The organism is Micromonospora sp. FIMYZ51, from assembly GCF_038246755.1.
GTDB lineage: Bacteria > Actinomycetota > Actinomycetes > Mycobacteriales > Micromonosporaceae > Micromonospora.
The window spans coordinates 4,033,817-4,059,568 of sequence record NZ_CP134706.1; the positions used below are offsets into that span (position 1 = coordinate 4,033,817).

Genomic DNA, 25,752 nt, shown 5'->3' on the forward strand with positions numbered 1-25,752 from the left:
GCATCACCATGCGAGCTGCGCGGGCAGCGCAAGGCAGCACGGCGCGGGCGCGGGTCACGGGTAGCAGCGCGGGAACAAAAGTCCGTGGCGCCGAGGGCTACCGGACGACAAGATGCCCGGCATGGCTGTTGGTCGTAACGACGGGCCGGGGCGGCCAGCGCCGGGGCCGGAGCAGCCAGCACCGGGGCCGGAGCAGCCAGCACCGGGGCCGGAGCAGCCAGCATCGGAGCCGGAGCGGCCAGCACCGCAGCCAGAGCGCCGAGCGGCGGAGCCGGAACGCCGAGCGTCAGAGCCGGAGCCGGAGCAGCCAGCACCGCAGCCAGAGCGCCGAGCGGCGGAGCCGGAGCGCCGAGCATCGGAGCCGGGGCCGGAGCCGGGGCCGGGGCCGGGGCCGGGGCCGGAGCCGGGGCCGGGGCCGGAGCAGCCAGCATCGGGGGTGGGGACGGGGTTGCTGGTGCGGGCGCGACGGCTGTGGGTCGAGTTGGCCGGCGTACCGATGATCTTTCCTGCTCGGGGCGTCGCTGTGGCGGTGTCGGCACGATCGCTGCTCTGCCCGCCGGACTGGGTCGGGATCGTCGCCCTGGGCGACGCGGCGATCAGCACGGTACCCGTCGACGGTTTCGCGCAGGTTGTCCGGAAGGCGCTGGACAACCTGCCGGTCACGGCGATGACCGATCCCGAGCGGCTGGCCGCGCTACTGCCCGTCGAAGAGGTACTCGGGCCCGCGACGCTCGCCTACTGCGACGAGCACGGCTTCCGACCGTACGCGAAGGGCATGCCGCCGGAGCGACTGCCCGGCGGCCATCCGGATCTCGCCGATCTCCTGGCCTCCGTCCCGACCGACGAGGCCGACGAGTGCGGGCTGGCCGAGATCACCTCTCCGGCCTTCGTCATCCGTGCCGGTACCCGTGTCGTGGCGGCGGCCGGTTACCGGCACTGGCCGGGGCAGGTGGCTCACCTGAGTGTGCTTACCGCGCCGGACCAGCGTAGGCGGGGCCTGGCCCGGGTCGTCGCCAGCGCGGCGGTGGCGGAGAGCCTGACCAATCGGATGCTGCCGCAATGGCGGGCTCGACCGGAACCGTCGCGTCGGGTGGCGCGGGCGCTCGGCTTCCGGGAACTCGGCGCCCAGTTGAGTGTTCGCCTCGGCGGCTGACCCCGTCCCAGCGTCACCGCCAGCGTGAACCCCCGCGCGAACCCCCGTGAGAACTCCCGTGAGAACCCCCGCGCGAACCCCGTGAGAACTCCCGCGCGAACTCCGCGCGAACTCCGCGAGAACTCCGCGAGAATCCTCGCCGACACGGCCCAGCGGCAGACTGCCACAGATCGTCGGGCTGTCACGAATCCACCTTGGCCGGTGTCTGATGCCCGGAACCGGCAGTCGAGGAGGAGAGATGACCAGGATCCCGAAAACTGAGATCACCGGCGTCAAGGGTGCGCTGGTGAAGCGGGTGGCCAAGAAGATGCTCGGCGAGGTGCCCGAGCCCCTGGGCGTGATGTGGCACCACCAAGGGGTGCTCGCCGCCACCATGGGGCTGGGTCGTAAGGCAAACAAGTGGAACGAGTGCGACAAGGACCTGAAGTCGTACGCCCACATGGCGGTGGCGTCCCTGGTCGGCTGCTCGTTCTGCCTCGACATGGGCTACTTCCAGGCCCGCAACGAGGGGCTGGACCTGGTCAAGGCCCGTGAGATACCCCGGTGGCGCGAGTCGGAGGTCTTCACGCCACTGGAGCGTGACGTCCTGACGTACGCCGAGGCGATGTCGCAGACGCCGCCGACGGTGACCGACGAGCTTTCCGGCCGACTACTCAAGCGACTGGGCGCCCCGGCACTTCTCGAACTGACCGCGTTCGTCGCGGCTGCGAACCTCGCCGCGCGGATGAACGTCGCTCTCGGTATCGAGGCGCAGGGATTCGCCACCTCGTGCGGCCTACCGCCGCTGGCCCAGCCCCGCACCCAGTCCATGCCCCAGGCGGGGTCGTCCGGCACGCCGTCGCGGGCCTGAGCCAACGAGACCCGACCAGACCGATGAGCCGGCGCACGCGGCGGCGACGCGGGCCTGAGCGAACGAGACCCGACCAGACCGATCGGCCGGCGGACGCGCGGCGACGCCTCCGCCGGCCCGAGCCGCGCCGTCGCCCAGGCGTGCGGTGTGCGCTGGACAGGCGGGTCGAGAGTGGACTTGATCAACCCGGGATGATTGTCGGCATGCGGGACACCGTCGCCATCGCGTTGATCACGTCACTTTCCACGTTGACCGCCGCCGGGCTCACCGGGCTGGTCACCGCGCTGACCGTGCGCCGGCAGGTCGCCGGGCAACTCGCCGCCGCCCGGGAGGAGCGCGCCGAGCAGCGTACGCTCCGCCGGCAGCAGGCCCGACGGGAGACGTACGTAGGCTTCCTGGCCGCCTGCGACCGGGCGTACCGGGCATTGGACACCGGCTGGGTGGGTGTGGAGACCGCGCCGGGTGAGGAGTCGCCGTACCCGACGCTGCGCACGCTCGACGAGGCGTACAACCTGGTGCTGTTGGCGGGCCCGGATCCGGTCGCCGAGGCCGCCGGGCGCACCGTGCGCAGCATCAACGAGGAGTACGCCAAGCAGCGCCACCTCCACCGGGAGCAGGCCACGGAGCCGGGCGTCCTGGCCACCCGTCACCGCCCCGAGCACCTGACCGCACTCCGGGAGCGCACCACCCACCGCAACGCCTTCACCGCCGCCGCCCGTACCGCTCTGGATCTCCCCACCCTGACTGGTTGATCATGAGGTTAGCGGCGAAGTCGATCTCCTCAGCTGCCGCCAACCTCATGGTCAACAGCGCTCGGCGGGTTGCGGGTCAGCGCTCTCGGAGGAGGCGAAATCCGAGGTCGTCGTTGCGTACGAAACACTGACCGCGCCCCCGGTAAGCGGCCCGGGCGCGCACCCAGTGGTGGCGCCAGGATCCGCCGCGACAGATCCGGACCGCGCCCGGATCGTCGGAGCCGGGACGGGTGTCCGGATGTGGGTACGGGGTCGCCGGGCTGGCCGTCCACTCGAAGACGTTTCCCGACAGGTCGTGGCAGCCCGCTACGGAGACGCCGGCCGTGAAGACCCCGACCGGCGTGGTCGTGCGTACGTGCAGTTCGAAGGTGTTCGCCGCCGAGGGATCAAACGAGTCCCCGTACGGAAAAGCCCGGCCGCCGGAGGCGGCTGCCGCCTCCCACTCGTACTCCGACGGTAGCCGGATGACTGTGCCGGTGACCTCGGACAGCCAGGCGCAGTACGCCTCGGCCTCGTAGACGCTGACGCCGACCACCGGCTGGCCAGGTTGGTTGAGCCGACTGTCGTCCCAGTAACCGGGCGCCCGTGGCGGCCCGGAACCGTAGATCGCGGCGAGCGCGTCGGTGATCTCCACGTCGGACATGGCGGTCAGTTTGACCATGCTGACGGCCTGGTGCAGGGTCGCGGCGCCGGTGCGCAGCATCTCGACGGGCAGTTGCGGATGACGGCGGAGGTTGTCCCGCTTCTTGATCCACTCCGCGCCGATGATCTCGGCGAGTCCCTCGCCACGACGCCAGCGCCGGGCCGCGTCCGTACGCCACCAACGATCGTCCCGGTAGCCGCCGGCCGCGATGAAGCTTGCGTACTCCGCGTTGGTGACCGGGGTCCGGGCGAGTTCGAAGCTGGGCAAAGACACCGTGTGCACGGGCCGTTCCAGCGGATACGGGCTGTCGTCTGCCCCGATCCGCCAACTGCCGGCCGGCGGCACGCCGACGTCCTTGCTGGAGAGCCGACGGGCCCCGGTAGGCACCGACCTATCCGCCTACCGGGACAGTGGGCGGATCGCCTCGCGCACCGCCCCACGATCGACCGTCGATGGTCACGCTCGTTCCAGGAACGAGTGGCATCCTCGCGACGCTGAGGCCACTCGTTCGCGTAACGAGCACGATCTTGCCCAACACCCGGCCGGTCAGCGGAGCGCGCTCGACGGGCAGCGGCGTGGTGGGGATCGATCGTAGACTCCCCGGACCGCGCCGTCGAAGTGCACCAGGTCGGGGAGGATGTTCGTGGCGAGTGACGGGAACGAGACCGGCGGGGCCGCACCTGCGCCCGACGTCGAGGTGCTGCCGGCCCGCCGAGGCAGGCGCCGGATCCTGGTCCTCGGGGCCGTGGCGACGGTGGTGGCGGTGGCGGCAGGTATGACCGTGTGGATCGTTGGACGGGGACCGGAGAGCGTCGGTCCGGGCGACCCACCAGACTCGGCACCCACCCGATTCGACCCCGGCCAGCAACTGATCCGCCTCGGCCCACTCCCTGGCCCCGCCCGCCAGGTCAGCTACACGACAGAGCTGGACATGCACGTCCTCACCGTGGCCGGACGACCCGATGTCCCCTTCGATCGCAACGACAGGTACCCGCCCGACTCAAACTGGCGCGTCGAGGTCATGATGGCAGCGCGAGACGCCGATGTTCATCGTTACGATCGGGAGTACGACGAGGAAGCCGGATGGCACGTCCCGGGTGGTTCGGTCGCACCGGTGCGTGGTCGTCCCGCCAGGCAGAACGAAGGCGGGATTCTGTCCTGGGAGTACGCGCCGGACGCGTGGATGCGGATTTCGGCCTCCGGTGTTGACCAGCCCCACGATCTCGCGCGTCGGGTGGCCGAAGGCATTCGCTGGGAGACGACGCCACTGGCCCTGCCGATCCAGACGATGGCACTGCCCGACGGTGCCGTGCTCGGCGGCGCGGCGCTGCGCTGGGCCGACGACGAGTCGGTGAAGGACTACGCCTACGCCCAGTACCTGCTCAAGCCGATCAAGGATCACGACGGCAGCCCGGAGCCCGACTTCATGATTGGCATCAGCGCCCAGAGCGTCGCCGACGGCAGAGACAACCGCACCGACGACGTCACCGTGTCGGGCCGTCCCGGCACCGCGATCGATTGGGCCAGGACGGACCCAGCGGTCTATCGGGTAGGGAAGTTTCCCGGCGGCTGCACCGAGTGTGTCGCGGAGGTACACATCATGAGCCGGCGCGCCAACGAGGCGGTGGGCGGTCGCGACAAGGCGCTGAAGTTGGCGGCCTCGATCCGACTGGCCGACGGCCACGACGACCCTGCCCGATGGCGAGCACGCTGAGTGTTTCGTTCGCCCCGCTCTGCTCCGCAGCTGTCACTCGGCGGATGAGTGCCAGAGTGGAATGATGAGCCCGCTGACTGCGCGATCTGCCGATGGGGGCAACGGGTGAGCCGGTGCCGGTCCGGGCCGGAGCGGGTGCGCTCCGGCCCAGCACTCGGGCTTACCTGTGCTCGACGTGGTAGGCGCCGTCGCTGGTCGCGGCGCTCTCGGTGAGAGCTTTCCAGGCCGTGCCGTCGAGGTCGAAGGTGTCGTGAAGGTAGCCGGAGACCGCGTCGGCGACCAGGGCTACGCGGGCGGGATCCTCGTCGCTGGTTTCGGCGACCTGCTCGCCAGCGACCCCACCGAGGGTGTGTTCACCGTCGGTGATGGTGAACAGGCTCTTGGGGGCGGGGCTGAGGTGGTAGGCGTCGGTGAACCAGTCCGGCCCACGGGTGGACATCATCGACTGGTCCTTGCCGCCCGTGACGACGAGGGCCGGCGTGGTCATCGTGGCGAAGTCCGGCCGCATGAACGGCAGATGCTCCACGGCGAACGGGGTGAGTGAGTCGCCGGTGCCCGTCGCGGCGAGCAGTGCCCCGGCCTTGACCAACGGGTGGGAGAAGTCCTCGCCTGGCGTGCCGTCGGCGTCGAGTACGCGGGCACCGAGGAGGGTGCCGACGCTCTGACCGCCCCAGGAGTGTCCGACGGCGGCGACGCGCTCGGCGTCGACGCGGCCGGTCAGTCCCGCCTGGGTGATGATGTCGTCGAGGTTGTCCAGGACGGCGTGCAGGTCGGCGATTCGCACTCGCCAGATGGTGCCGAATCGCGGGTCGTCGAACCCGATGCCGTGGCGGCGGGAGTCGAGGTGGGTCGGCTGGACGACGACGAAGCCGGCGGCGGCCCACCTGTCGACGAGCGGCTCGTACCCGTCCATGGACCAGGCGTTGCCGTGGGAGAACACGATCACTGGGAGGTGGTGGCCGGACACCGGGGCGGTGACCTTGACCGCCAGGTCGATGTCGCGTCCGGTGGTGGGCACGGGGACGGGCTTGATCGCCATGATCTGCTGTGCGAGCTGGTGCAGGTGCATGCGGTTGCTGCTTCCTCTGCGCTGGTGAGGGTGTCTGCCACAATCAGGCGGAACGCTGTTCCGCCAAATTTAGCGGAACAATGTTCCGCGAGCAAGGGAGGAACTGTGATCGAGTCGCCTGGGGCACGTGAGGCAGGCGTACGCCGTAACCGCGAGGCCCTTCTCGCCGCTGCTGCCGCGGTGTTCGTGGAGCAGGGGGTGCAGGCGCCCATCCGCGACATCGCCGGGCGGGCCGGCGTGGGCCTCGGCACGGTCTACCGCCACTTCCCCAACCGCGCCGAGTTGGTCATCGCGGTGTACCGCCACCAGATCGAGGAGTGTGTGGCGCTGGCGTCGGCGCTGGAGCGGGAAAGCATCGCGCCCGGTGAGGCACTGACGCGCTGGATCGAGGCGTTCGTGGAGTTCCTGGTGACCAAGCACGGGCTCGGCGTCGCCCTACAGTCGGAGGATCCGAGCCTGCTCACGCTGCATGAGCTGATGCTCGACAAGCTCGTCCCGGCATGCGCGTCGCTGATTGCCGCAGGCGTGTCCGCAGGCGAGATCGACCCCAGCGTGACCGCGTACACCCTCATGCGTGCCGTGGGGAACCTGTGCATCCTCGGCCCGGGCTACGAGCGGGCCCACGCGCAGGACATGGTGGCCCGCCTGCTGGTCGGATGTCGCACCGCCCGGTGACACCTGCGAGGGAGGCCGGGTCAGCGGGTGAGGCCGACGAAGGTGGCCAGCCGGGCCACACCCGGCGGTACCGGTCGGCACCGGGCAAGCTCGCCGAGGAGGGTACGGGTCGACGGCCGCGCCCGGACCTCGGCCGGCGCGACCCCATCGGCCGCGACAAGCATCCGGCCCGCCCCGGCCGGGTCACCGGCGAGCAGGTACGCCCGCGCGGCGTCCACCAGGTAGGCGCCCCGGTACTCGGCCGGCAGCCGCCGCCACCCGTCCCGCCGGATCACCAACTCGTGCCGGGTGACCGCCTCGGCCAACTCGCCCCGCTCGACCGCCACCAGCACCCGCGCCATCTCCACGGCGACCGGCCCGAAGCTCGTACGCTGTGGATCGTCCGCGACCTCGGCCCGGCTCGCCACGCCGTCGGCCCAGTCGAGCAGCGCCTCGGCCTGCCGAGCTTCGCCGCAGCCGGCGGCGGCGAGGGCACCCTGGAGCAGCAGCGTCCCACCCACGGCCCACTCCTGCGCCCGCCGACCCGACGGCGACGGACCGTCCCCCGCCGGCACCCGGGACGGCCGCTTCGCCGCCATGGTCAGCCGCTGCGCGGCCACGACGGTGGCGGCCAGCGCCAGCCGCTGCCGGCCGGCGAGCCGCAACGCCTGCCCGATCGAGATGGTCGCCGTACCCACAAGCACCGCATCACCACCGGCCGCCGCCACCGCCCGGTCGGCGGTCAGCCAGCCGAGGCCGGCCTCACCCAGCTTCACCAACACCGACGAGGCGATCCGGTACGCCTGCACCGCCAGCTCCGCCGGCCCCGGCTCCCCCACCGGCCTGGTCTGCACGGCGTCCAGCAAACCTGGCAGCGCCCGCACCACCTGGGCGTACTGCCCATGCTGGAAACTCAACCAGGCGTGCCCCACCTGCCGGCGCAGCTCCGCCGTCGACACCGGACGCACCGGTGCCTGGAACACCCCGTGCCGGGCGAGCGCCGCGCGTACCCCGTCAAGGCCGTCGCGGACGTCGCCACCGGCCGGCGGCGGTTGCTCGCCGAGCAGCGCCGCCGGGTCGACGCGCAGCACCTTGGCGATATCCTGGATCACCGAGTACCTGTCGAGCCGGCGGACGCCCCGCTCCACCTTGTCGATCCAGCTTTTCGACTTGCCCAGCCGGTCGGCCAGCCCCTGCTGCGTCATCCGCCGCCGTACCCGCCACTGCGCCACCCGCCGCCCGATCGGCACCTCACTCCGGCCGGTCACGCCGCCACCGCCGATCCGGCACCGCCCGGGTGGTCTCCTCCACCGGTACGCGCTCCGCCTCGGCCTGCTCCAGCAGCCGCCGCTTCGCCGCCTCCCGCTCAGCCGCCTGAATCCGCTCACCCCGACTGACCGACTCGTCGCCCTGACCTGGCATCCCCACCTCCATCAAGCTCGGCCGTGGAGATCGTGAGCAGGAGGGGGACTGTTCACCGTCTCATCTGGCCGAAGAAGGCGATCGCCTTCCCGAACTCGACGTTATGACGAGGCGGTGATTGAATGATTACTGCCAGTTATACGGCGAGACGAATGCCCATCCGACCGGCGAGCAGCCGCAGGTCGTCCGAAACTGCCCGACGCTTCGCCCGCTGAGCGAGGGTCACCACCGCATCGCGGGCAAGCGGGTTCAACGTGAACGGTATGGGCGCGGCACGTTCCGCCTGCACGAATGCGCCCAGCGCTTCCGCGTCCCGACGGCCGCTTTCTGACAGGGCGCGGCCGAGGTCAAGCCAGTAGGCCAACTGGCGGTTCGTTGCCGCCAGCACCTGCGGTCGGAGCGTCCGCGACAGCTCGATCACCCGGCCCATCTCTCCCTGCTCCGCTGCGATGGACATCTGCCACAGCCCAACGTTGGTAGGTCCGAATCCGCAGCCGTTGAAGCCCCCTCCGTCGGCCGGATCCCCGAGACTGTTCGCTTCCCGAGTCGCCTCGGCGAGATGGTCGCGAGCGACGTCCGAACGACCCTCGACGGTGGAGGCCAACGCCGCCGAGAGGTGAAGCTGCCCGAGCATTTGACGCACCCGTACATCGGCCGCGTCAGCCTGCAACTCGCTGAGCGACCGATCGGCGGCCCGTGCAGCAAGCGCCGCCGACTCGATCGGCAAGCTCTGCACGTACACAAATCGCGCCGCCGCCATCCACGCCGAATCCTCAGCACCCTCGGCAGCAGACACCGCGACCCTCGCCGCGCTAAGCGCCAGGTGCCGGTATCCAAGGTGCCGTAGGCATGTCGATGCCTGGTAAGCAGCCCGTGCCAGGATCGGACCGCCCACGGCGGCAGCCTCCACGAGCAGGCCCGGAAGCATCCTCGCCATGGCCGGGTAGTTGCAGATCATGCGGAGCTCATCGCTCCGCTCAATGTCGGCAGCCAACTGCTCCGGCGTGCAGGTCGGCCGCCGTCGTTCGCCGTCCTCGATCTCGATCAACGCTGACCAGATCGCCGGCACACACTCCGTGGCACTCTCACGGGCAGGATCGCCCGGTTCCGTGCCCTGGCCGAGCAGGTCGGCCACCGTGACCTGGAGGGCTGCGGCGAACGCCACGAGGGTGGAGCGCCGGTCGATGGTCTTCCGGCCCGACTCGATCTGGGAGACGTACGGCTGGCTGACGCCAGCAAGCCCGGCGAGGACGGCCTGAGACATCCCGCCCCGGCGCATCCGCCAATAGCGGATCCTCGCCCCAACGGTGTCAGCCTTCTGGACCATGGTCGTCGCCACCTCCCAGGTAGCCGATTTGCCAGCACCACACGACGCCTCGGCCTACAAGTTGGACGGTACTCCCGGTTGCCGTGCCATCGATACCCACGCACGCAGCAACGACGTTCATTGTGGCCCCTTCCGGAGATAACCTCTGGCAGACGGAATGACCGGCGCAGGGACGGGCAGATGAGCGACGACAACGGGACAGCCGGGGCAATCGCCTTCATCTTCGAGGCGGGCGTACTCAAACGCGCCGCCCGCACCGGCTGGTGGTTCGCCGGAGTCAAGCATCCCGAAACGATCGCCGAGCACTCGTTCCGTGCCGCGCTGATCGGCATGATGCTGGCCGCCATGGAGGGTGCCGACCCCGCCCGGGTGTCCATGCTCTGCGTCCTGCACGACACGCAGGAAACTCGGATCACCGACATCCCGCACATCGCCAAGCGCTACCTCACCGCCGTACCCAACACCGCAGTCACCGCCGACCAGGTCGCCGCCTGCGCACCCGCCGTGGCCGACGTCATCACCGCCGCCGTCGCCGAGTACGAGGCTGGCGAGACCCTCGAAGCCATCGTGGCGCGCGACGCCGACAAGCTCGAATGCCTCGTCCAAGCCGTCGAGTACCGCCACCAGGGCATCGACAACGTCCAACGCTGGATCGACAGCTCCCGCGCCGCCCTCAAGACCGCATCCGCCCACCGCCTCGCCGACGCCGCCCTCACCGGCCAACCCCTCGCCTGGCTCACTCCGGGAGGGGCCGTCGGCTCTGCCGGTCAGACGGGGAGGTAGTCACCGGCAGGAAACCGTCGTCGGGACAGGGCTTCACGATCACGCCCGTCCCACGTGGACTGCTCGTGTCTCCGATCGAGGGGAGAACTACGGCGTCACCGAGCCGGTGATCGATCGCGGCTCGGCGGATGGGCTGGCCGGTGGGTGAGTATGGGGACAGCGGTGACGGCATCGCCCGGTGGTTCTCTTTGGTCTGAGCGCGGCGATCGTCCTCACGTCCTCACCCGCGTGATGGCGCAAACGGTTCAGCTCGACAGGGGCCGGCAAGGACAACCTGGGTCGAGACTCGACCAGACTGTCGACGCTCATCGTTCTCGATCTCGATTAGCGCCGACCAGATCGCCGGCAGCCGGCACACGCTCGTCGGCATAGCTATTCATGTTTACACCTGCCACCATGAAATCGCAGGTCAACGGCTTGCCGAGGGCGGTGTCAGCAGGCTCGACGCCTGTGATCACCGCAGAGAAAGGGCGAGACTCTGATGGCAGTCCACCGACGCACGGATGCGAAATGGAATCGTTTCACGGCCGGCCGGTCGGCCTTCGTTCGATTCGTGGCCGGGTTGGTCGTCCTGACCGGCACGACCGGCTGGGCCGGAGCGACGCAGGCGGCCGTAGGCGGCGAACGGGGTGTGCGGGAGGTGCCTTGTCGCGCCGGCGAACTCTCGGCTGCGGTGAGCCGGCTCGATGCGGGACGCCGGGCCACCCTTCAACTCGCCGCAGCCTGCACCTACACGCTGGATCTTTCGAGCACCGCAACCGGTGGGACACCGACGGTGACCGGCCATCTCACGATCGTCGGGAATGGCGCGACAGTCATCGGCTCCGGGGCGGCGACGCCCGGCTGTTCTGGGGTCTTGCGGGTGGCCCCCGGTGGCAGCCTCAATCTGGTCGACACCACCGTGACGGGCGGCGACACCACCGACTGCGATGGCACCGGAAACCGCGAGGACGGTGCCGGAATCCTGGTCGATGCAGGCGGCACGGCACGCATCGAGCGCACCGTCATCACCCACAACAAGGCGGGGGGAAGTGGCGGCGGCATCGCCAACTTCGGTACGACGACCATCGTCAACAGCACGATCACCAGCAATGCCGCGGCCGGCAGCGGAGGCGGTGTCTACCAGGGTGCGGGACAGCTCAGCGTCGTGGATTCGAGCATCGGTCAGAACATTGCCAGGACGGGTGGTGGTCTGGCGATCGTCGGCGGGCAGACCGAGATCCGGGGTGGCACCGTCAGGGCCAACGCCGCTGGCGGTGACGGAGGTGGCGTCGCCGCTTCCGGGCCGACCACCAGCGTCACGATCAATCGGGCAGAGATCACGGCGAACATCTCCGGTGGCGGTGGCGGAGGAATCAGCAACTGGCAGGCCGCGTCGTTCACGCTCGACGAGAGCAGAGTGAGCCACAACAAGGCCCGGGCCAATGGTGGCGGTGTCCAGATCATGAATTCCCCGATGCTGATCGACCGCAGCAGGATCTCCGCGAACGTCACGACGAGAAACGGAGGCGGCATCGCCAGCAGAGCCCCGTCCCAGCCCGTCGAGGTCGTCGTACGCAGCAGCACGATCAGCCTGAATCAGGCGACGGGTGCGGCGTCGAGGGGCGGCGGACTCTTCAACGACGGCAGTCGGCTCCGGCTCACGAAGGACCTGGTCACACTCAACGTCTCCCGGCTTCCTGCCGGAGGGGTGGACAACACCCGCGGCACGGTGGTCCTCGACAAGACCGCAGTCTTGTTCAACCTGCCGAGCAACTGCCGCGCCGTTCTCTTCTGCGCTTGACAACGACCTGCGTGTCGTTGGGCCATCCGACCACCGGGGCCGTGACGGCCGCCCTCGCCCGGCCCAGGTGGATGGGTCAGAGCGCCACGATGGCCGCTGTTTCGGCTGGTAACTCGATCCTGTCGCGTTGGACGGTGACGCCCTCGCCCGTGGCCAGCAGGACCCGGCGGGCCACGCCCGGCAACGTCACCCGTTGCGGTTTGTCGGCAAGGTTGGCTGCTACCAGGCAGCCGCCTCGCCGCAGCACCAGAAACCGGTCGCCGTGCCGCACGTCGACCGCGAACAGGTGCGGGTCCGACAACTCGGGACGGGACTTCCGTAGGACGATCAGTCGCCGGTAGAAGTCGTACATCTGCCGGTGTTCGGGTTTGTCCAGCTCGGCCCAGTCGAGCCGGGAGCGTACGAAGGTCTGCCGGTCCTGGGGGTCGGGGACCTCGGAAGACGACCAGCCGTGGGCGGCGAACTCGCGCCGCCGGCCGGTGGAGACCGCCGTGGCCAACTCGGGCTCGGGATGCGACGTGAAGTACTGCCACGGCGTGGTGGCTGCCCACTCCTCGCCCATGAAGAGCATCGGAGTGAAGGGCGAGGTCATCAGCAGGGTCGCGCCGACGCGCAGCATGGCCGGCGACACCGACATGCTCAACCGGTCGCCCGTGGCACGGTTGCCGATCTGGTCGTGGTTTTGCAGGTAGGCCACGAAGCGGTGGCCGGGGGTGCGCTGGTCGACCGGGCGGCCGTGTTGGCGGTGGCGGAAGCTGGACCAGGTGCCGGTGTGGAAGAAGGCGCCGCGCAGCACCTCGGCGAGGCATTCCATGCTGCCGAAGTCGCCGTAGTAGCCCTGCTGTTCGCCGGTGAGCAGGGTGTGCAGGGCGTGGTGGGCGTCGTCGTTCCACTGGGCGTGCAGGCCGAAGCCGCCGGCCTCGCGTGGGGTGATCAGCCGGGGGTCGTTGAGGTCGGACTCGGCGATCAGCGACAGCGGGCGGCCCAGGTGCACCGAGAGGGTTTCGACCTCGACGGCGATCTCCTCCAGCAGGTGCACCGCGCGGGTGTCGGGCAGGGCGTGTACGGCGTCCAGGCGCAGGCCGTCGACGTGGTAGTCGCGCAGCCACATCAGGATGCTGTCGATGATGAAGCGGCGTACCCCGTCGGAGTGCGGGCCGTCCAGGTTGACCGCCTGGCCCCAGGGGGTGTTGCGGTCGCTGAGATAGGGCGCGAAGAGCGGCGCGTAGGCCCCGGAGGGGCCGAAATGGTTGTAGACGACGTCGAGGATCACCCCCAGCCCGCGCGCGTGGGCGGCGTCGACAAGCCGTTTGAGGCCGTCCGGGCCGCCGTAGGGTTCGTGCGGGGCGAACCAGCAGGCACCGTCGTAGCCCCAGTTGTGCTCGCCGTTGAAGGCGTTCACCGGCAGCAACTCGATCATGTCGACGCCGAGTTCGACCAGGTGGTCGAGCTTGCCGATGGCGGCGTCGAAGGTGCCCTCCGGGGTGAAGGTGCCGACGTGCAGTTCGTAGAGGATGCTGCCGGGCAGTTGCCGGCCGGTCCACGAGCCGTCGGTCCAGGTGAAGGCCGAATGGTCGTAGACGCGGCTCGGCCCGTGCACCCCGAAGGGCTGCCACATCGAGCGGGGGTCGGGCAGCGCCTGCTCGTCGTCGTCGAGCACGAAGGAGTAGTCGAGGCCGGCGCCGGGCAGCTCGACCTTCCACCAGCCGTTCCGGCCGGCGCGCATCTCGTGGTCGGCACCGTGCGGCAGGCGCAGCCGCACCCGCTTGGCCTCCGGTGCCCAGACCGTGAACTCAGACATGATCGCAGCCTCCCGAGTCAGGTGGTGGGCACCAGCAGCGCGACGGGATAGGTGGCCAACAGGTCGGCCAGGCGGACCTGACCGTCACTGTAGACCTGCCCGGTGAACAGGCACGACATCTCGTTAACGGGCAATGACAGGGTGGTTTCCCGCCAGCCGCCGGCCGCGGCCAGGCGCAGCGGCAGCCGGGTGGCGACGGCGAGTGCGCCGCCCCGGTCGAAGGCGACGGCGTGCCGGGCGGCCGGGCCGACCGCGATCACCGGCTGGTAGTCGCCGAACAGCTCCGGATGGTCGCGGCGGGCGCGCAGGGTCCGGGACACCACGAGCAGCTTCGCCGCGCCGGACTCGTCCACCGCCGGCTGCCAGCCGGCGTCGAGCCGGGCCAGCAGTTCCCGGCGTACGCCGAAGTCGACCGGGCGGCGGTTGTCCGGGTCGACCAGGGAGTTGTCCCACAGCTCGGTGCCCTGATAGGTGTCGGGCACCCCGGGCATGGCCAACTGGAGCAGCTTCTGGCCGAGCGAGTTGGACCAGCCCGGCGGGGTGATCTCGGCGGCGAACGCGGCCAGCTCCGCCGAGACGGCCGGGTCGTCGTAGATGGCGTCGACCAGGGCGTGCATGGCCTGCTCGAAGGCGGGGTCGGGGTCGGTCCAGCTGGTCGAGGCAGCGGCCTCCCGGGCGGCCTTCTCGGCGTACGCGTGCAAGCGCTCGCGTTCGATCGGCCAGGCGCCGACGGCGGTCTGCCAGAGCAGGTGGGCCAGGGCGGCGTCCGGCAGCGGCACCGCGGCCATCCACCGGGTGACCAGCTCGGCCCAGCGGTGCGGCAGCTCGGCGAGGACCGCGAGGCGGGCCCGGACGTCCTCGCCGCGCTTGGTGTCGTGGGTCGACAGGGTGGTCATGCTGGCCGGCCAGCGCTCGTGGTGGGCGGCGGCGAAGCGGTGGAAGCGGCCGGGTGGGGTGCCGAAGTGGGTGGGGCTGCCGCCGACCTCGTTGAGCGCGACGAACCGGGTCCACCGGTAGTAGGCGGTGTCCTCGACGCCCTTGGCCATCACCGCGCCGGTGAACTGCGGGAAGCGGCGGGCCAACTCGTCGTCGGGATCGCGCAGCCGGCGGGTGACCGCGTCCAGCGCGCCGGTCAGGTCGATGCGGCGGCGGCCCGCCTCGGCGCGAGCGTTGGCCAGGTGCCGGACGCCCTCGGGCGGGTAGCCCCGGTAGACCGGAAACGCGGCGGCCAGTTCGGCGAGGGCGGCGCGGGCGGCGGCCCGGTCCACCTCGGGGGCGAGCCCGGCGAGCCGGTTCAGCTCGGCGGCGAGCAGCCGGGTGGCCGCGCCGAGTTTGGTGTCGTGGGTCAGGTCGGCCCAGGAGGTGGCCCGGCCGGTGAGCCGGGTGTCCAGGGCGGTGAAGTCGGCCTCGCCGTCGCCGTCGACGAAGAGCCCGCCGACCGCCGCGAGGGCGTCGTAGCCGGTGGTGCCGGCCACCGGCCAGTCCGGCAGCTCCTCGCCGTACTCCAGGATCTTCTCCACGATCAGCCAGGCGTTCGGCGCGGCGGCGCGCAACCGGGCCAGGTAGCCGGCCGGGTCGCGCAGCCCGTCGGGATGGTCGACCCGGATGCCGTCGATCTCGCCGGCCTGCGCCCAGGCCAGGATCAGCTCGTGGGTGGCGGCGAACACCGCCGGGTCCTCCACCCGCAGCCCGGCCAGGCTGGAAACGGCGAAGAACCGGCGGTACGTCAGCTCGGCGTCGCCGCGTCGCCAGGAGACCAGCTGGTAGTGCTGCCGCTCGTGCACCTGCATCGGGCTGCCGTCGCCGGTGCCGTCGGCGATCGGGAAACGGTGCTCGTGATAGCGCAGCTCCCCGTCGGCCAGCTTCAGGTCGTCGAGCGCGTCGGGGCGGTCGGCGAGCACCGGCAGCAGCAGCCGACCGGCGTCCCAGTCGATGTCGAACCAGCTCGCGTACGCCGACTCGCGCCCCCGGCGCAGCACGTCCCACCAGGGCGGATTGGCCGCCGGCACGGCCACCCCGGCGTGGTTGGGCACGATGTCCACGACCAGGCCGAGCCCGACCTCGCGCAGCGCCCGCAGCAGCCGCTGCCGGCCGGCCTCGCCGCCGATCTCCGGGTTGACCTGGCGGTGGTCGACCACGTCGTAGCCGTGCGCGCTGCCCGGGGCGGCGGCCAGCAGCGGCGCGCTGTAGAGGTGGGTGACGCCGAGGTCGGCGAGGTAGCCGGCGATGCCGGCGGTGGTGTCCAGGTCGAAGCCGGGGCGGATCTGCACCCGGTAGGTCGCGCCGACGGGGTGCTCGGTCATCTCAGGCCACCCTCTCCAGCACCACCAGGGAGCGGTCCGGTACGCAGAGCGTGCCGCCGGCCTCGACGGTGGTGCCCTTGTCCTGGTCGGGTTCGGCGGTGCTGATCACCAACTCCCACCGCTGGCCGAACTCGACCGGCGGCGGGGTGAAGTCAAGTGGCGCGTCGTGGGCGTTGAAGCAGAGCCAGAAGGAGGCGTCGTGGTGGCGCTGGCCGTACTGGCCGCGTTCGCGGATGCCGTCGCCGTTGACGAAGAGCGCCACCGAGCGGCCGAAGTCGTTGCCCCAGTCTTCGCCGGTCATCTCCCGCCCGTCCGGGGTGTACCAGGCCAGGTCGGGCAGCGGCTCGTCCACCTCGCGACCGCGTACCGGCAGGCCGGTGAAGAAGCGGCGGCGCTGGAAGACTTGGTGTTGGCGGCGGAACTCGACAAGCCGGCGGGTGAAGTCGAGCAGCTCGGTGTCGACGTTGTCCCAGTCGACCCAGGCCAGCTCGCTGTCCTGGCAGTAGGCGTTGTTGTTGCCGCGTTGGGTGCGGCCCAGCTCGTCGCCGTGGCCGATCATCGGTACGCCCTGGGAGAGCATCAGGGTGGCCAGGAAGTTGCGCCGCTGCCGGGCCCGCAGGGTGCGTACGCCGGGGTCGTCGGTGTCGCCCTCGACGCCGCAGTTCCAGGACCGGTTGTGGCTCTCGCCGTCGCGGTTCTCCTCGCCGTTTGCCTCGTTGTGCTTGTCGTTGTAGGAGACCAGGTCGGCCAGCGTGAAGCCGTCGTGGCAGGTGACGAAGTTGATGCTGTGGAACGGGCGGCGGCCGTCGTCCTGGTAGAGGTCGGCGGAGCCGGAGATGCGGGAGGCGAACTCGGCGAGGGTGGCCGGCTCGCCGCGCCAGAAGTCGCGGACGGTGTCCCGGTATTTTCCGTTCCACTCGGTCCACTGCGGGGGGAAGTTGCCGACCTGGTAGCCGCCGGGGCCGATGTCCCACGGTTCGGCGATCAGCTTGACCCGGCTGACCACCGGGTCCTGCTGCACCACCTCGAAGAAGGTGGAGAGGCGGTCCACGTCGTAGAACTCGCGGGCCAGGGTGGCGGCCAGGTCGAAGCGGAAGCCGTCGACGTGCATCTCGGTCACCCAGTACCGCAGCGAGTCCATGATCAGCTGGAGCGAGTGCGGGCTGCGGACGTTGAGGCTGTTGCCGGTGCCGGTGTAGTCGACGTAGTAGCGCCGATCTTCCTCCGACAGCCGGTAGTAGCTGGGGTTGTCGACGCCCTTGAAGCTCAGCGTCGGGCCGAGGTGGTTGCCCTCGGCGGTGTGGTTGTAGACCACGTCGAGGATCACCTCGATGCCGGCCGCGTGCAGCGCCTTGACCATGCCCCGGAACTCCTGCACCTGCTGGCCGAGGTGACCGAGCGCGGAGTAGGCGTGGTGCGGGGCGAAGAAGCCGATGGTGTTGTAACCCCAGTAGTTGCGCAGCCCCAGGTCGGCCAGGCGGTGGTCGTTGACGAACTGGTGCACCGGCATCAGCTCGATAGCGGTGATCCCGAGCCGGGTCAGGTGCTCGATCATCGGGGGTGAGGCGATGCCCGCGTACGTGCCGCGCAGTTCCTCGGGGATGCCGGGCAGCCGCATGGTCAGCCCGCGTACGTGCGCCTCGTAGATCACCGAGTGGTGGTACGGGATGCGCGGCGGGGCGTCGTTGCCCCAGTCGAAGTACGGGTTCACCACCACCGACTTCGGCATGAACGGCGCCGAGTCGGTGTCGTTGCGCCGCTCCGGGTCGCCGTGCACGTAGTCGTAGACCGCCGGGTCCCACTGCACGTCACCGTCGATGGCCTTGGCGTACGGGTCGATGAGCAGCTTGTGCGGGTTGCAGCGCAGCCCGTTGCCCGGGTCGTACGGGCCGTGCACCCGGTAGCCGTATCGCTGCCCCGGCCCGAGCCCGGGGATGTACGCGTGCCAGACGTAGGCGTCCACCTCGCGCAGCTCGACGCGGCGCTCGGTGCCGATGTCCCACTCGTCGAAGAGACAGAGTTCGACCTTCTCCGCCACCTCGGAGAAGATCGCAAAGTTGGTGCCCATCCCGTCGTAGGTGGCACCGAGGGGATACCGCTCGCCCGGCCAGACCTGCATCTCGCTCCTTCGGCCAAGAATCATGAGCGCGCCCGCACCATGAGCGCCCCGTCCGGGGCCCCCGGGCGGTACGCCCGGCGGTAATGCCCCGCACGGTCCGCCACCAATCCATCCGATCGGGTGAATGCCTGGTATCCACCTGACTGATCCCGGATGAACCCTTGCGTGCCTTCGGTCACTGTGACCGTTCTCAAGGTGCAGAACCGGCCGGCATGACGTTTCCTTGTTCGCGGGCACGTGTCCGCGCGCCCGTTGATCCTCGCACCACCGGATGCGTACGCGCGTGTCCGAAACCCAATGCTGCTCTTTTCGCCGCCAACGATGCCGGCGCGCTTCCCGCTGCACGGACGGAGACTGATGTGACGACCACGCGGGTCGGCGGGCGCGCCGCCACCGCCACGGACCGGCTGCACCGCCCCACCCTCACCTCGCGGCCCCAACTCCCGACACCGCCCGGTCCGGCCACCCCGCCGCAGACCCGTCGCATCCTGATGCTGTCCTGGGAGTATCCGCCGGTGCTCGTGGGCGGGTTGGGCCGGCACGTGCACGCGCTGTCGGTGGCGCTGGCCGCCGCCGGGCACGAGGTCACCGTCGTCACCCGGCACGCCGAGGGCGCCCCGCTGGAGGAGTACGTCGACGGCGTCCGGGTGGTACGCGCCGCCGAGGACCCGGTCACCTTCCCACTGGCCACCGAGAGCCTGCTCGCCTGGACGATGGCGTTCAACCACACGCTGACCCGGGCCGCGCTGCGCGCCGCCGCCGCCGGCGGATACGACGTGATCCACGCGCACGACTGGCTTGTCGCGCACACCGCGATGACCCTGCGCGATCACCTGGACCTGCCGCTGGTCAGCACCATCCACGCCACCGAGGCGGGGCGGCACCAGGGCTGGCTGCCCGAGGAGATGAACCGCACCATCCACGGCGTGGAGCACTGGCTCGGCGGCGAGTCGACCCGGGTGATCGTCTGCTCCGGTTACATGCGCGACGAGGTGACCGGGCTCTTCGGCGTACCGGCCGGCCGGGTCGACGTGGTGCCCAACGGGGTCGAGTCGCGACGCTGGCGGGTGCCGGCGCGGGCGGTGACCGACGCGAGGGCCCGCTTCGCCGGTGCCGGTCCGCTTGTCACCTTCGCCGGCCGGCTGGTCTACGAGAAGGGCGTACAGCACCTGCTCGCCGGGCTGCCCCGGCTGCGCGAGCGGCACCCGGGGCTGCGCGCGGTGATCGTCGGCGACGGCCCGTACCGGGCCGAGTTGGAGGCCGACGTGCACCGGTTGGGGCTGGCCGGCACGGTAAGCCTGCCCGGCTTCCTCGGCGGCACCGACCTGCCGGCGGTGATGGCCGCCTCGGACTGCTTCGCGGTGCCGAGCATCTACGAGCCGTTCGGCATGGTCGCGCTGGAAGGGGCCGCCGCCGGTGCGCCGCTCGCGGTCGCCGAGACCGGCGGCCTCGCCGAGATCGTCGAGCCGGAGGTGACCGGGATGACCTTCCGGCCCAACGACCCGGACGCGCTCGCCGACGCCGTACACGCTCTGCTCTCCGACACCGAGCGGGCCCGCGCCCTGGCCCGCCGTGCTCGCGCCATGGTGGACGAGCGGTACGGCTGGGCGGCGATCGCCAGCCGCACCGCGGCCACGTACGCCTCGGCGATCGCCCAGGCGCCGGGCTTCGTCGCCGAACGCGCCGCGCACCAGATGGCGCACGGCCGGGCCCGCCCCACGGTGCCGGAGGGCAACCTGCTGGCCGCCGCCGGTCTACGCTGAGCCGTCGTCCCTCGTCCCTCGTTCCCTCGCCCGCACAGGCCATGGGGAATCGTCCCGGAGTACCACCGCAGGCCGTTCGGTCAGCCCATTCTGCCGTTACGATCTTGTATCCGCACTGGTAAGCAGCTGTTCACATCCGACAGACTCGCACCATCCACGGGGGCGAAGTCGAGGAGGGTGTCGGTTGCGGGTGCTCCTGGTGGAAGACGATCTGCGGGTGTCGGCGGGGCTCGCCTCGGCGCTGCGACGGCGGGGGCACGAGGTGACGCAGGCGGTCACGGCCGCGGAGGCGGTCGAGGCGGACCGGGTCGATCTCATTCTGCTCGACATGAATCTGCCCGACCGGGACGGTTTGGAGGTGTGCCGGCGGATCCGCCAGCACGACGAGGTGGTCGCCATCATCGCGGTGACCGCCCGAGGCGAGGAACAGGACCGGGTGGCCGGGCTGCGCGCCGGTGCCGACGACTACGTGGTGAAGCCGTTCTCGATGGTCGAGTTGCAGGCACGCATCGAGGCGGTGATGCGGCGGACCTCGCGTACCGTCCGGACGTCGACGGCGTTGCAGGCCGGTCCGCTGCGCATCGACGTCGACGCCCGGCGGGTCTGGGTCGCCGACCGCGAGGTCGGGCTCTCCCGCAAGGAGTTCGACCTGCTGGTGGCCCTGGCCCGGCAGGCGGGCACGGTGGTGCCCCGGGACCGGCTGCAACTGGAGGTCTGGCAGACCACCTGGGCCACCCGGCACAACCTCGACGTCCACGTCGCGGCACTGCGCGCCAAACTGGACGACCCGGGTCTGGTGGAGACGGTACGCGGCGTCGGCTACCGGCTGCGCGCCGACTGAGCCACCGCCGGGCAGCCCCGGCCCGGCACGACCGCCGGGCAGCCCCGGCCCGGCACGACCGCCGGGCAGCCCCGGCCGGGCCCGGCCGCCGGGCAGCCCGGCCGGGCCCGGCCGCCGGGCCAGGCTGCCATGCTCCTATTCGGAACCGCAGATCACGTCGTCCATCAGCCGGAAGGTACGCCCGTACACGGCGAGCGCCTCGGCGTCGGCGGCGAGCTGCGTGGTCAGGGACAGCACCGCGACCCGTTCGCCGTCCGGGGAGACCCCGTTTGCGGTGCTGACGCCCGGTACGTCGCCGCCGTGCGACCAGTAGCCACCGCACCGGTTCGGGGTGAACATGATGCCCAGGCCGTACCGCGCACCGGGCACGAGGTCCTGAAAGGTGTCGGCGAGCACGGTGTCGTGCAGCTGCGCCATCTGGCGAGGCTTGAGCAGCTGGCCGCGTTGCAGCGCCTGCCAGAAACGGGCCAGGTCGCTCGGTGTGCTGATCATGTTGCCGGCCGCGCCGGCAGCGGTCGGGTTCCACGCAGTGGTGTCCGTCAGGGTGCCGCCCGGGACCCACTGCTGGTAGCCCTTGGCGTGCGGTGCCGGCAGGAACGGCCAGTCGCCCGGCACCGAGGTGCGCCGCAGACCGAGCGGCTGGAGGATCCGGCTGCGTACCTCCACCGCCCACGACCGGCCGGTCACCCGCTCGATGATCATCCCGGCCAGTAGGTAGTTGGTGTTGGAGTAGTCCCACCTGGTGCCGGGCGCGAAGCCGGGCCCGTGCCGCATCGCCAGGGCGACCAGGTCGGCTGCCTCGTGATGGTCGAACCGGTGCGCCAGGTATCCCTCGTAGCTGCGCAGTACCGCGAGGTCGTTCGTGTAGTTGTAGAGGCCGCTGGTGTGCTGAAGAAGATGACGGACGGTGATCCGACGGCCGTCGTTGCCGTTGCCGGCGACGACGCCCGGCAGCCAACGCTCGACGGTGTCGTCCAACGACAGTTTCCGCTCGCCGACCAGTTGCAGCACCACGACGGCGACGAAGGTCTTGGTGTTGCTACCGATCCGGAAGTGCCCGTCGGTCGGCACCGGCGTGCCGCGCCTGAGGTCCCCGACGCCGGCTCGGGCCCGGCTGAGCACGCCGTCGACCCGGGTCAGCCCCTGCACGCCGGTGATGCCGAGGTCGTGCAGATCGTCGACCGCCAGCTGAAGCCGCCGCTGATCGTCGCCGACCGGTCTCGCGGCGACCGGCACCGCGCCGCCGGTGACGACCAGCGCCGCCGCCAACGCGACGGTCAGGCCCCACCGGCCGAGATGTCCGCGCATGTCAGATCCTCCCATAATCGGGGACAGTGCCAGAAACCCGACCGTACGCGGCCATCGACGCCTTTCCATCCGGAGATCCACCCGGATCGAATCAGGGTGAACCCCACATCCGGTACGGGTCGCCAACCTCAGAGCATCCTCAAGAAACGCTGTTCGCGGGCCCGTGACCGAGCCGCGACGGGTGTGCTGGTCATACCCGACCATTCCTCCTGTTTGGAGATGCCCTTGCGATACAGACGGACAACGGCCGGTGTATTCACCGCCTTGCTCGCCGTCACCCTCGCGGCGACCGCACAACCCGCCCAGGCCCACGGTCAGCTGACGGCCACCACCGTGGAGCTGACGGTGGAACCGAACCAGGTCCAGGGCCTCACTGTCGTGCAGAGTGACGGTTACGCCACCCTGGCCTGGACCCCGGTCGACGGGGCCACCGACTACCAGATCGAGCGCACCCCGATCGCCGCCGACGACACCGCCACCGGCAACCCGGTGATCGTCGGCCTCTGGCGGCCGAACCGTCAGATCAACAACCATGCGCCCACCTTCGCCGACGCCGGCTTCGTCCCCGGCGAACGGTTCCAGTGGCGGGTCCGGGCCCGGTTCGGCACCGAGGCGCAGCCGTACTCGGCCCCGGTCACCGGCACCACGAACGCGCACTGGGGTGACCCGAACACCCCGGGACAGAACCTGCGCACGCAGTGGGAGGACACGCTGGGTGCCCAGTACACAAGCGATGTCAACGAGTACGCCTACACCGCGGCGATCGACGAGCTGAGCGAGCGGGTTCGCGTGGTGGAGATCGGCCGCACCATCCAGAACCGGCCGATAAACATGTTCGTCATCGGCTACCCGACCCCGCCGGCCACCCCGGAAGCCGTGGCCGCGACCAACCCGCTGCTGGTCAACTGCAACGTGCACGGCAACGAGCCCGGTGACCGCGAGGCCTGCTTCATCATGGCCCGGCAGCTCGCCTTCACCCAGGACCCGACCACGCTCGACCGGCTGTCCAAGAGCACCATGCTGATCCTGCCGACGATCAACGGCGACGGCCGGGCGGCCAACAGCCGGGGCAACTCCACCGGCCAGGACCTCAACCGGGACTACTCGCTGATCCGTCAGCCGGAGACCCAGGCCTTCGTGGAGATGGTCCGCGACTACCGGCCGATCGCCAGCTACGACGGCCACGAGTACGGCAACGCCAACACCGGCGACCTGCCGATGCTGTCGCCCCGGCACGCAAACGTGGCGCAGGGGATCTTCGACGAGTCGCAGGACATGATCGAGGGTCACATGTACACCGAGGGCGCCAAGGACGGCTGGTGGGCCTGCCCGTACGGCTGCACCGGGGCCAGCGTGGGGCTGGGCGAGGAGACCATCCTGCGCAACACCCTCGGCCTGAAGAACGTGGTCAACTCGCTGCTGGAGCTGCGCAGCTCCGGTGGCCCGACCCGGCCGAACGAGAGCAACACCGGCAACAACCGGCGGCGCAAGACGTACTCGGCGCTCTGGACGTTCAACCAGTTCATGGCGTACCACAGCGCGAACGTCGGTGACATCACCAAGGCCCGGGCGGACGCGATCAAGTTCCAGTCGGCGAACACCGGCCGGATCGTGTTCCGGGGCTCCCGACCCATCCCGGCGTACCCGGCTCCGCACCCGGGTGACACCCCGCCGCCGGTGGACGCACCGCGTGAGGACCGGATCCTCAACCAGCCGCCGTGCGCCTACAAGCTCACGGAGGCGCAGTACAACGGTGCCCGCACCGACGGCCCGAGCGGACGGCAGACCACCGTGGCCCAGCGCCTCGCCGCGCACGGCTGGAAGGTGATCAAGGTTGCCGACGGTTACCTCGTGCCGCTGTCGCAGCCGGAGCGGGGTCTGGTGCCGCTGCTGCTCGACGAGCAGGCCGTCGAGGGCCTGGTCGCCGGGGAGCGGATCGCCCCCACCCTGACCGGTACCCACAACGGTCCGCTTACCGTTTCCGGCGTGGCCTGCCTCGCCGGTGCCACCGTCCGGGGCCCGATCACGGTCAAGGCCGGTGCCACGCTGATCGTCAACGGCACCTCGATCAACGGGCCGGTGAGCGCCTCCGGCGCGGCCGGCTTCGTGCTGACCGACAGCACGGTCAGCGGCCCGGTGAACGCCACCGGCACCCGTGGTCCGGTGGTGCTGGTCGGCAACAAGGTAAGCGGCCCGGTCAACGTGGTGAACAGCGTCGGCAGCGCACCGCTGGTTGCCGGCAACACCATCAACGGCCCGCTGAGCTGCACCGGCAACTCCGCCGAGCCGGTCAACCTGGAGGTGGCCAACTCGGTGAGCGGTCCGAAGTTCAGTCAGTGCGGACGCCTGTGAGCTAACTGCATCTCGTACCCCCTTCGTACCGGCAGGCCGGATCCGCGCCCGGCCTGCCGGTACCTCCCGGAGCCGACTGGAGAAGACGTGACCGACACCCTTCCCGCCGGGACGCCAGCGCCCCGGCGCGCCCGGCGCGCGGCACCGTTCGCCGGGGCGACCCTGGCCGTACTGCTCGCGGCGGCCGGCTGCACCGCAGCGGGCGACGACCGGACGGCGGACGCCGCTGCGGCGCGTACCGTAAGCGTGGTCGGGCCGCTCTGCGCCGAGCTGCCCGGCGGCAGCGAACCGGGCAACCCGGCGGCGCTGGCCGACCAGCCCGCCGACCAGGCTCTCCAGTGGATTCCCGTGCTCACCACCTTCGAGGCGGCGGTACGGGCCAGCGGCCTGGCCGCCGAGTTGACAGGTGACTCGGGCGTGACCATCCTCGCCCCGACCGATGACGCGTTCGCGGCCAAGTTCTCCCGTACCAACCTGGACGAGCTGCTGCTGCACGACACCGACACGCTGCGTGAGCTGCTTCGCGATCACCTGGTCGGCGGCGCGCAGCCGGTGGCCGAGCTGGTGCGCGCCGGCACCGTGACCACCCTGGCCGGCACCGACCTCACCGTCACCGCCGAGGGTGACGGCGCCCGCCTCGGCGTGGCAGCTGACGGCAACGCCCACAACGAGGGTGACGCCCACGGCGACGGCAAGGGTGATGGCGACGGCAAGGGCGACGGCGACAGCCGGGGTGACGGCAAGGGCGACGGCAACGGCAAGGACGACGGCGACAGCCGGGATGACGGCAAGAGCGACGGCAACGGCAAGGACGACGGCGACAGCCGGGATGACGGCGACGCTCACGGCGGCGGCGACCGGGGTGACGGTCAGCAGGGCAGCGCCCACCCCGCCGCTCAGGCCGTCACGCTCTGCGCCGACTACCGGGCGACCAACGCCCGGATCCACGTCATCGACCACGTGCTCGGCACGATGCCCACCACCGCCGGTGGCGAGGACGACCACCCGGCCCACTGATCGCCGCGGGGCACAACCCCCTCCCCGCGGACACCGACGGCCGCTGCCCCCTGATCCGGGGGGCCGGCGGCCGTCGTCGTGTTCCTGGTGTTCGATGT

At 70.7% G+C, this 25,752-nt stretch carries 20 protein-coding genes; 11 read left to right on the forward strand and 9 right to left on the reverse strand.

The features are described from left to right. Positions 1–436: 436 nt before the first annotated feature. The 3 genes from QQG74_RS18380 to QQG74_RS18390 all read left to right on the forward strand — a co-directional run bounded on the left by QQG74_RS18380 (position 437) and on the right by QQG74_RS18390 (position 2,755). Positions 437–1,153, forward strand: a complete 717-nt coding sequence (locus tag QQG74_RS18380; RefSeq protein ID WP_341715997.1) for a GNAT family N-acetyltransferase — start codon at positions 437–439, stop codon at positions 1,151–1,153. 238 nt (positions 1,154–1,391) lie between these two features. Then, the gene (locus QQG74_RS18385) at positions 1,392–2,003 is read left to right on the forward strand and encodes a carboxymuconolactone decarboxylase family protein (protein WP_341715998.1); all 612 of its coding nucleotides are present in this window, start codon (positions 1,392–1,394) and stop codon (positions 2,001–2,003) included. A gap of 203 nt (positions 2,004–2,206) precedes the next feature. Further along, a complete protein-coding gene (locus QQG74_RS18390; RefSeq protein ID WP_341715999.1) occupies positions 2,207–2,755 on the forward strand; it encodes a hypothetical protein in 549 nt (182 codons plus the stop codon). 76 nt (positions 2,756–2,831) lie between these two features. Here the strand turns inward: QQG74_RS18390 and QQG74_RS18395 are convergent, their stop codons facing one another. Further along, on the reverse strand, positions 2,832–3,785 hold the full coding sequence (locus tag QQG74_RS18395) for an SUMF1/EgtB/PvdO family nonheme iron enzyme (protein ID WP_341716000.1): 954 nt from the start codon (positions 3,783–3,785) through the stop codon (positions 2,832–2,834). A gap of 358 nt (positions 3,786–4,143) precedes the next feature. On the opposite strand from QQG74_RS18395, the gene QQG74_RS18400 reads away from it, so the two are divergent. Continuing rightward, positions 4,144–5,112, forward strand: a complete 969-nt coding sequence (locus tag QQG74_RS18400) for a hypothetical protein (RefSeq protein WP_341716001.1) — start codon at positions 4,144–4,146, stop codon at positions 5,110–5,112. A gap of 160 nt (positions 5,113–5,272) precedes the next feature. Here QQG74_RS18400 and QQG74_RS18405 read toward each other — a convergent pair whose 3' ends face one another. Beyond that, entirely contained in the window at positions 5,273–6,181 is a 909-nt protein-coding gene (locus tag QQG74_RS18405; RefSeq protein WP_341716002.1) for a chlorophyllase, read from the reverse strand. Between the two features lie 105 nt (positions 6,182–6,286). Here QQG74_RS18405 and QQG74_RS18410 point away from each other — a divergent pair, with 105 nt between their 5' ends. Continuing rightward, the gene (locus QQG74_RS18410) at positions 6,287–6,856 is read left to right on the forward strand and encodes a TetR/AcrR family transcriptional regulator (RefSeq protein WP_341716003.1); all 570 of its coding nucleotides are present in this window, start codon (positions 6,287–6,289) and stop codon (positions 6,854–6,856) included. A 20-nt stretch (positions 6,857–6,876) separates the two neighbouring features. Here QQG74_RS18410 and QQG74_RS18415 read toward each other — a convergent pair whose 3' ends face one another. From QQG74_RS18415 to QQG74_RS18425, 3 genes are all read right to left on the reverse strand, one after another. Next, on the reverse strand, positions 6,877–8,103 hold the full coding sequence (locus QQG74_RS18415; RefSeq protein ID WP_341716004.1) for a helix-turn-helix domain-containing protein: 1,227 nt from the start codon (positions 8,101–8,103) through the stop codon (positions 6,877–6,879). Further along, positions 8,087–8,257, reverse strand: a complete 171-nt coding sequence (locus QQG74_RS18420; RefSeq protein WP_341716005.1) for a hypothetical protein — start codon at positions 8,255–8,257, stop codon at positions 8,087–8,089. Before QQG74_RS18420 ends, QQG74_RS18415 begins: the two co-directional genes overlap by 17 nt. A gap of 136 nt (positions 8,258–8,393) precedes the next feature. Then, a complete protein-coding gene (locus QQG74_RS18425; RefSeq protein ID WP_341721276.1) occupies positions 8,394–9,584 on the reverse strand; it encodes a helix-turn-helix transcriptional regulator in 1,191 nt (396 codons plus the stop codon). A gap of 180 nt (positions 9,585–9,764) precedes the next feature. On the opposite strand from QQG74_RS18425, the gene QQG74_RS18430 reads away from it, so the two are divergent. Together QQG74_RS18430 and QQG74_RS18435 are read left to right on the forward strand one after the other, a co-directional pair. Beyond that, positions 9,765–10,367 (forward strand): HD domain-containing protein, encoded by a 603-nt coding sequence (locus QQG74_RS18430; protein ID WP_341716006.1) that lies wholly within the window; start codon positions 9,765–9,767, stop codon positions 10,365–10,367. 481 nt (positions 10,368–10,848) lie between these two features. Then, positions 10,849–12,150: a hypothetical protein gene (locus QQG74_RS18435; protein ID WP_341716007.1), complete on the forward strand. Its 1,302-nt coding sequence runs from the start codon at positions 10,849–10,851 to the stop codon at positions 12,148–12,150. Between the two features lie 76 nt (positions 12,151–12,226). On the opposite strand, the gene treZ is transcribed toward QQG74_RS18435, so the two are convergent. The 3 genes from treZ to glgX are packed head-to-tail and all read right to left on the reverse strand — an operon-like array spanning position 12,227 to position 18,373. Beyond that, positions 12,227–13,951 (reverse strand): malto-oligosyltrehalose trehalohydrolase, encoded by a 1,725-nt coding sequence (gene treZ / locus QQG74_RS18440; protein ID WP_341716008.1) that lies wholly within the window; start codon positions 13,949–13,951, stop codon positions 12,227–12,229. Between the two features lie 17 nt (positions 13,952–13,968). Continuing rightward, entirely contained in the window at positions 13,969–16,254 is a 2,286-nt protein-coding gene (gene treY / locus QQG74_RS18445; RefSeq protein WP_341716009.1) for a malto-oligosyltrehalose synthase, read from the reverse strand. Position 16,255: 1 nt separating this feature from the next. Then, positions 16,256–18,373: a glycogen debranching protein GlgX gene (gene glgX / locus QQG74_RS18450; RefSeq protein WP_341716010.1), complete on the reverse strand. Its 2,118-nt coding sequence runs from the start codon at positions 18,371–18,373 to the stop codon at positions 16,256–16,258. A gap of 359 nt (positions 18,374–18,732) precedes the next feature. Between glgX and QQG74_RS18455 the strand changes: the two genes are divergently transcribed. Both QQG74_RS18455 and QQG74_RS18460 read left to right on the forward strand, forming a co-directional pair. Further along, the gene (locus tag QQG74_RS18455) at positions 18,733–20,136 is read left to right on the forward strand and encodes a glycosyltransferase family 4 protein (RefSeq protein ID WP_341716011.1); all 1,404 of its coding nucleotides are present in this window, start codon (positions 18,733–18,735) and stop codon (positions 20,134–20,136) included. A gap of 184 nt (positions 20,137–20,320) precedes the next feature. Beyond that, positions 20,321–20,977, forward strand: coding sequence for a response regulator transcription factor (locus tag QQG74_RS18460; RefSeq protein WP_341716012.1), 657 nt, complete (start codon positions 20,321–20,323; stop codon positions 20,975–20,977). A gap of 135 nt (positions 20,978–21,112) precedes the next feature. On the opposite strand, the gene QQG74_RS18465 is transcribed toward QQG74_RS18460, so the two are convergent. Beyond that, on the reverse strand, positions 21,113–22,285 hold the full coding sequence (locus tag QQG74_RS18465; RefSeq protein WP_341716013.1) for a serine hydrolase domain-containing protein: 1,173 nt from the start codon (positions 22,283–22,285) through the stop codon (positions 21,113–21,115). A gap of 264 nt (positions 22,286–22,549) precedes the next feature. Between QQG74_RS18465 and QQG74_RS18470 the strand changes: the two genes are divergently transcribed. Together QQG74_RS18470 and QQG74_RS18475 are read left to right on the forward strand one after the other, a co-directional pair. Then, positions 22,550–24,637, forward strand: coding sequence for a M14 family zinc carboxypeptidase (locus QQG74_RS18470; protein ID WP_341716014.1), 2,088 nt, complete (start codon positions 22,550–22,552; stop codon positions 24,635–24,637). Between the two features lie 87 nt (positions 24,638–24,724). After that, on the forward strand, positions 24,725–25,654 hold the full coding sequence (locus QQG74_RS18475) for a fasciclin domain-containing protein (RefSeq protein WP_341716015.1): 930 nt from the start codon (positions 24,725–24,727) through the stop codon (positions 25,652–25,654). The last annotated feature ends 98 nt before the right edge of the window (positions 25,655–25,752 follow it).

Excerpts from the sequence above, each read along its gene's own strand:
- treZ (WP_341716008.1), bottom strand. The coding sequence starts at position 13,951 with ATGTCTGAGTTCACGGTCTGGGCACCGGAGGCCAAGCGGGTGCGGCTG.
- QQG74_RS18435 (WP_341716007.1), top strand. The coding sequence starts at position 10,849 with ATGGCAGTCCACCGACGCACGGATGCGAAATGGAATCGTTTCACGGCC.
- QQG74_RS18425 (WP_341721276.1), bottom strand. The coding sequence starts at position 9,584 with ATGGTCCAGAAGGCTGACACCGTTGGGGCGAGGATCCGCTATTGGCGG.
- treY (WP_341716009.1), bottom strand. The coding sequence starts at position 16,254 with ATGACCGAGCACCCCGTCGGCGCGACCTACCGGGTGCAGATCCGCCCC.
- QQG74_RS18385 (WP_341715998.1), top strand. The coding sequence starts at position 1,392 with ATGACCAGGATCCCGAAAACTGAGATCACCGGCGTCAAGGGTGCGCTG.
- QQG74_RS18430 (WP_341716006.1), top strand. The coding sequence starts at position 9,765 with ATGAGCGACGACAACGGGACAGCCGGGGCAATCGCCTTCATCTTCGAG.
- glgX (WP_341716010.1), bottom strand. The coding sequence starts at position 18,373 with ATGCAGGTCTGGCCGGGCGAGCGGTATCCCCTCGGTGCCACCTACGAC.
- QQG74_RS18405 (WP_341716002.1), bottom strand. The coding sequence starts at position 6,181 with ATGCACCTGCACCAGCTCGCACAGCAGATCATGGCGATCAAGCCCGTC.
- QQG74_RS18420 (WP_341716005.1), bottom strand. The coding sequence starts at position 8,257 with ATGCCAGGTCAGGGCGACGAGTCGGTCAGTCGGGGTGAGCGGATTCAG.
- QQG74_RS18465 (WP_341716013.1), bottom strand. The coding sequence starts at position 22,285 with ATGCGCGGACATCTCGGCCGGTGGGGCCTGACCGTCGCGTTGGCGGCG.
- QQG74_RS18390 (WP_341715999.1), top strand. The coding sequence starts at position 2,207 with ATGCGGGACACCGTCGCCATCGCGTTGATCACGTCACTTTCCACGTTG.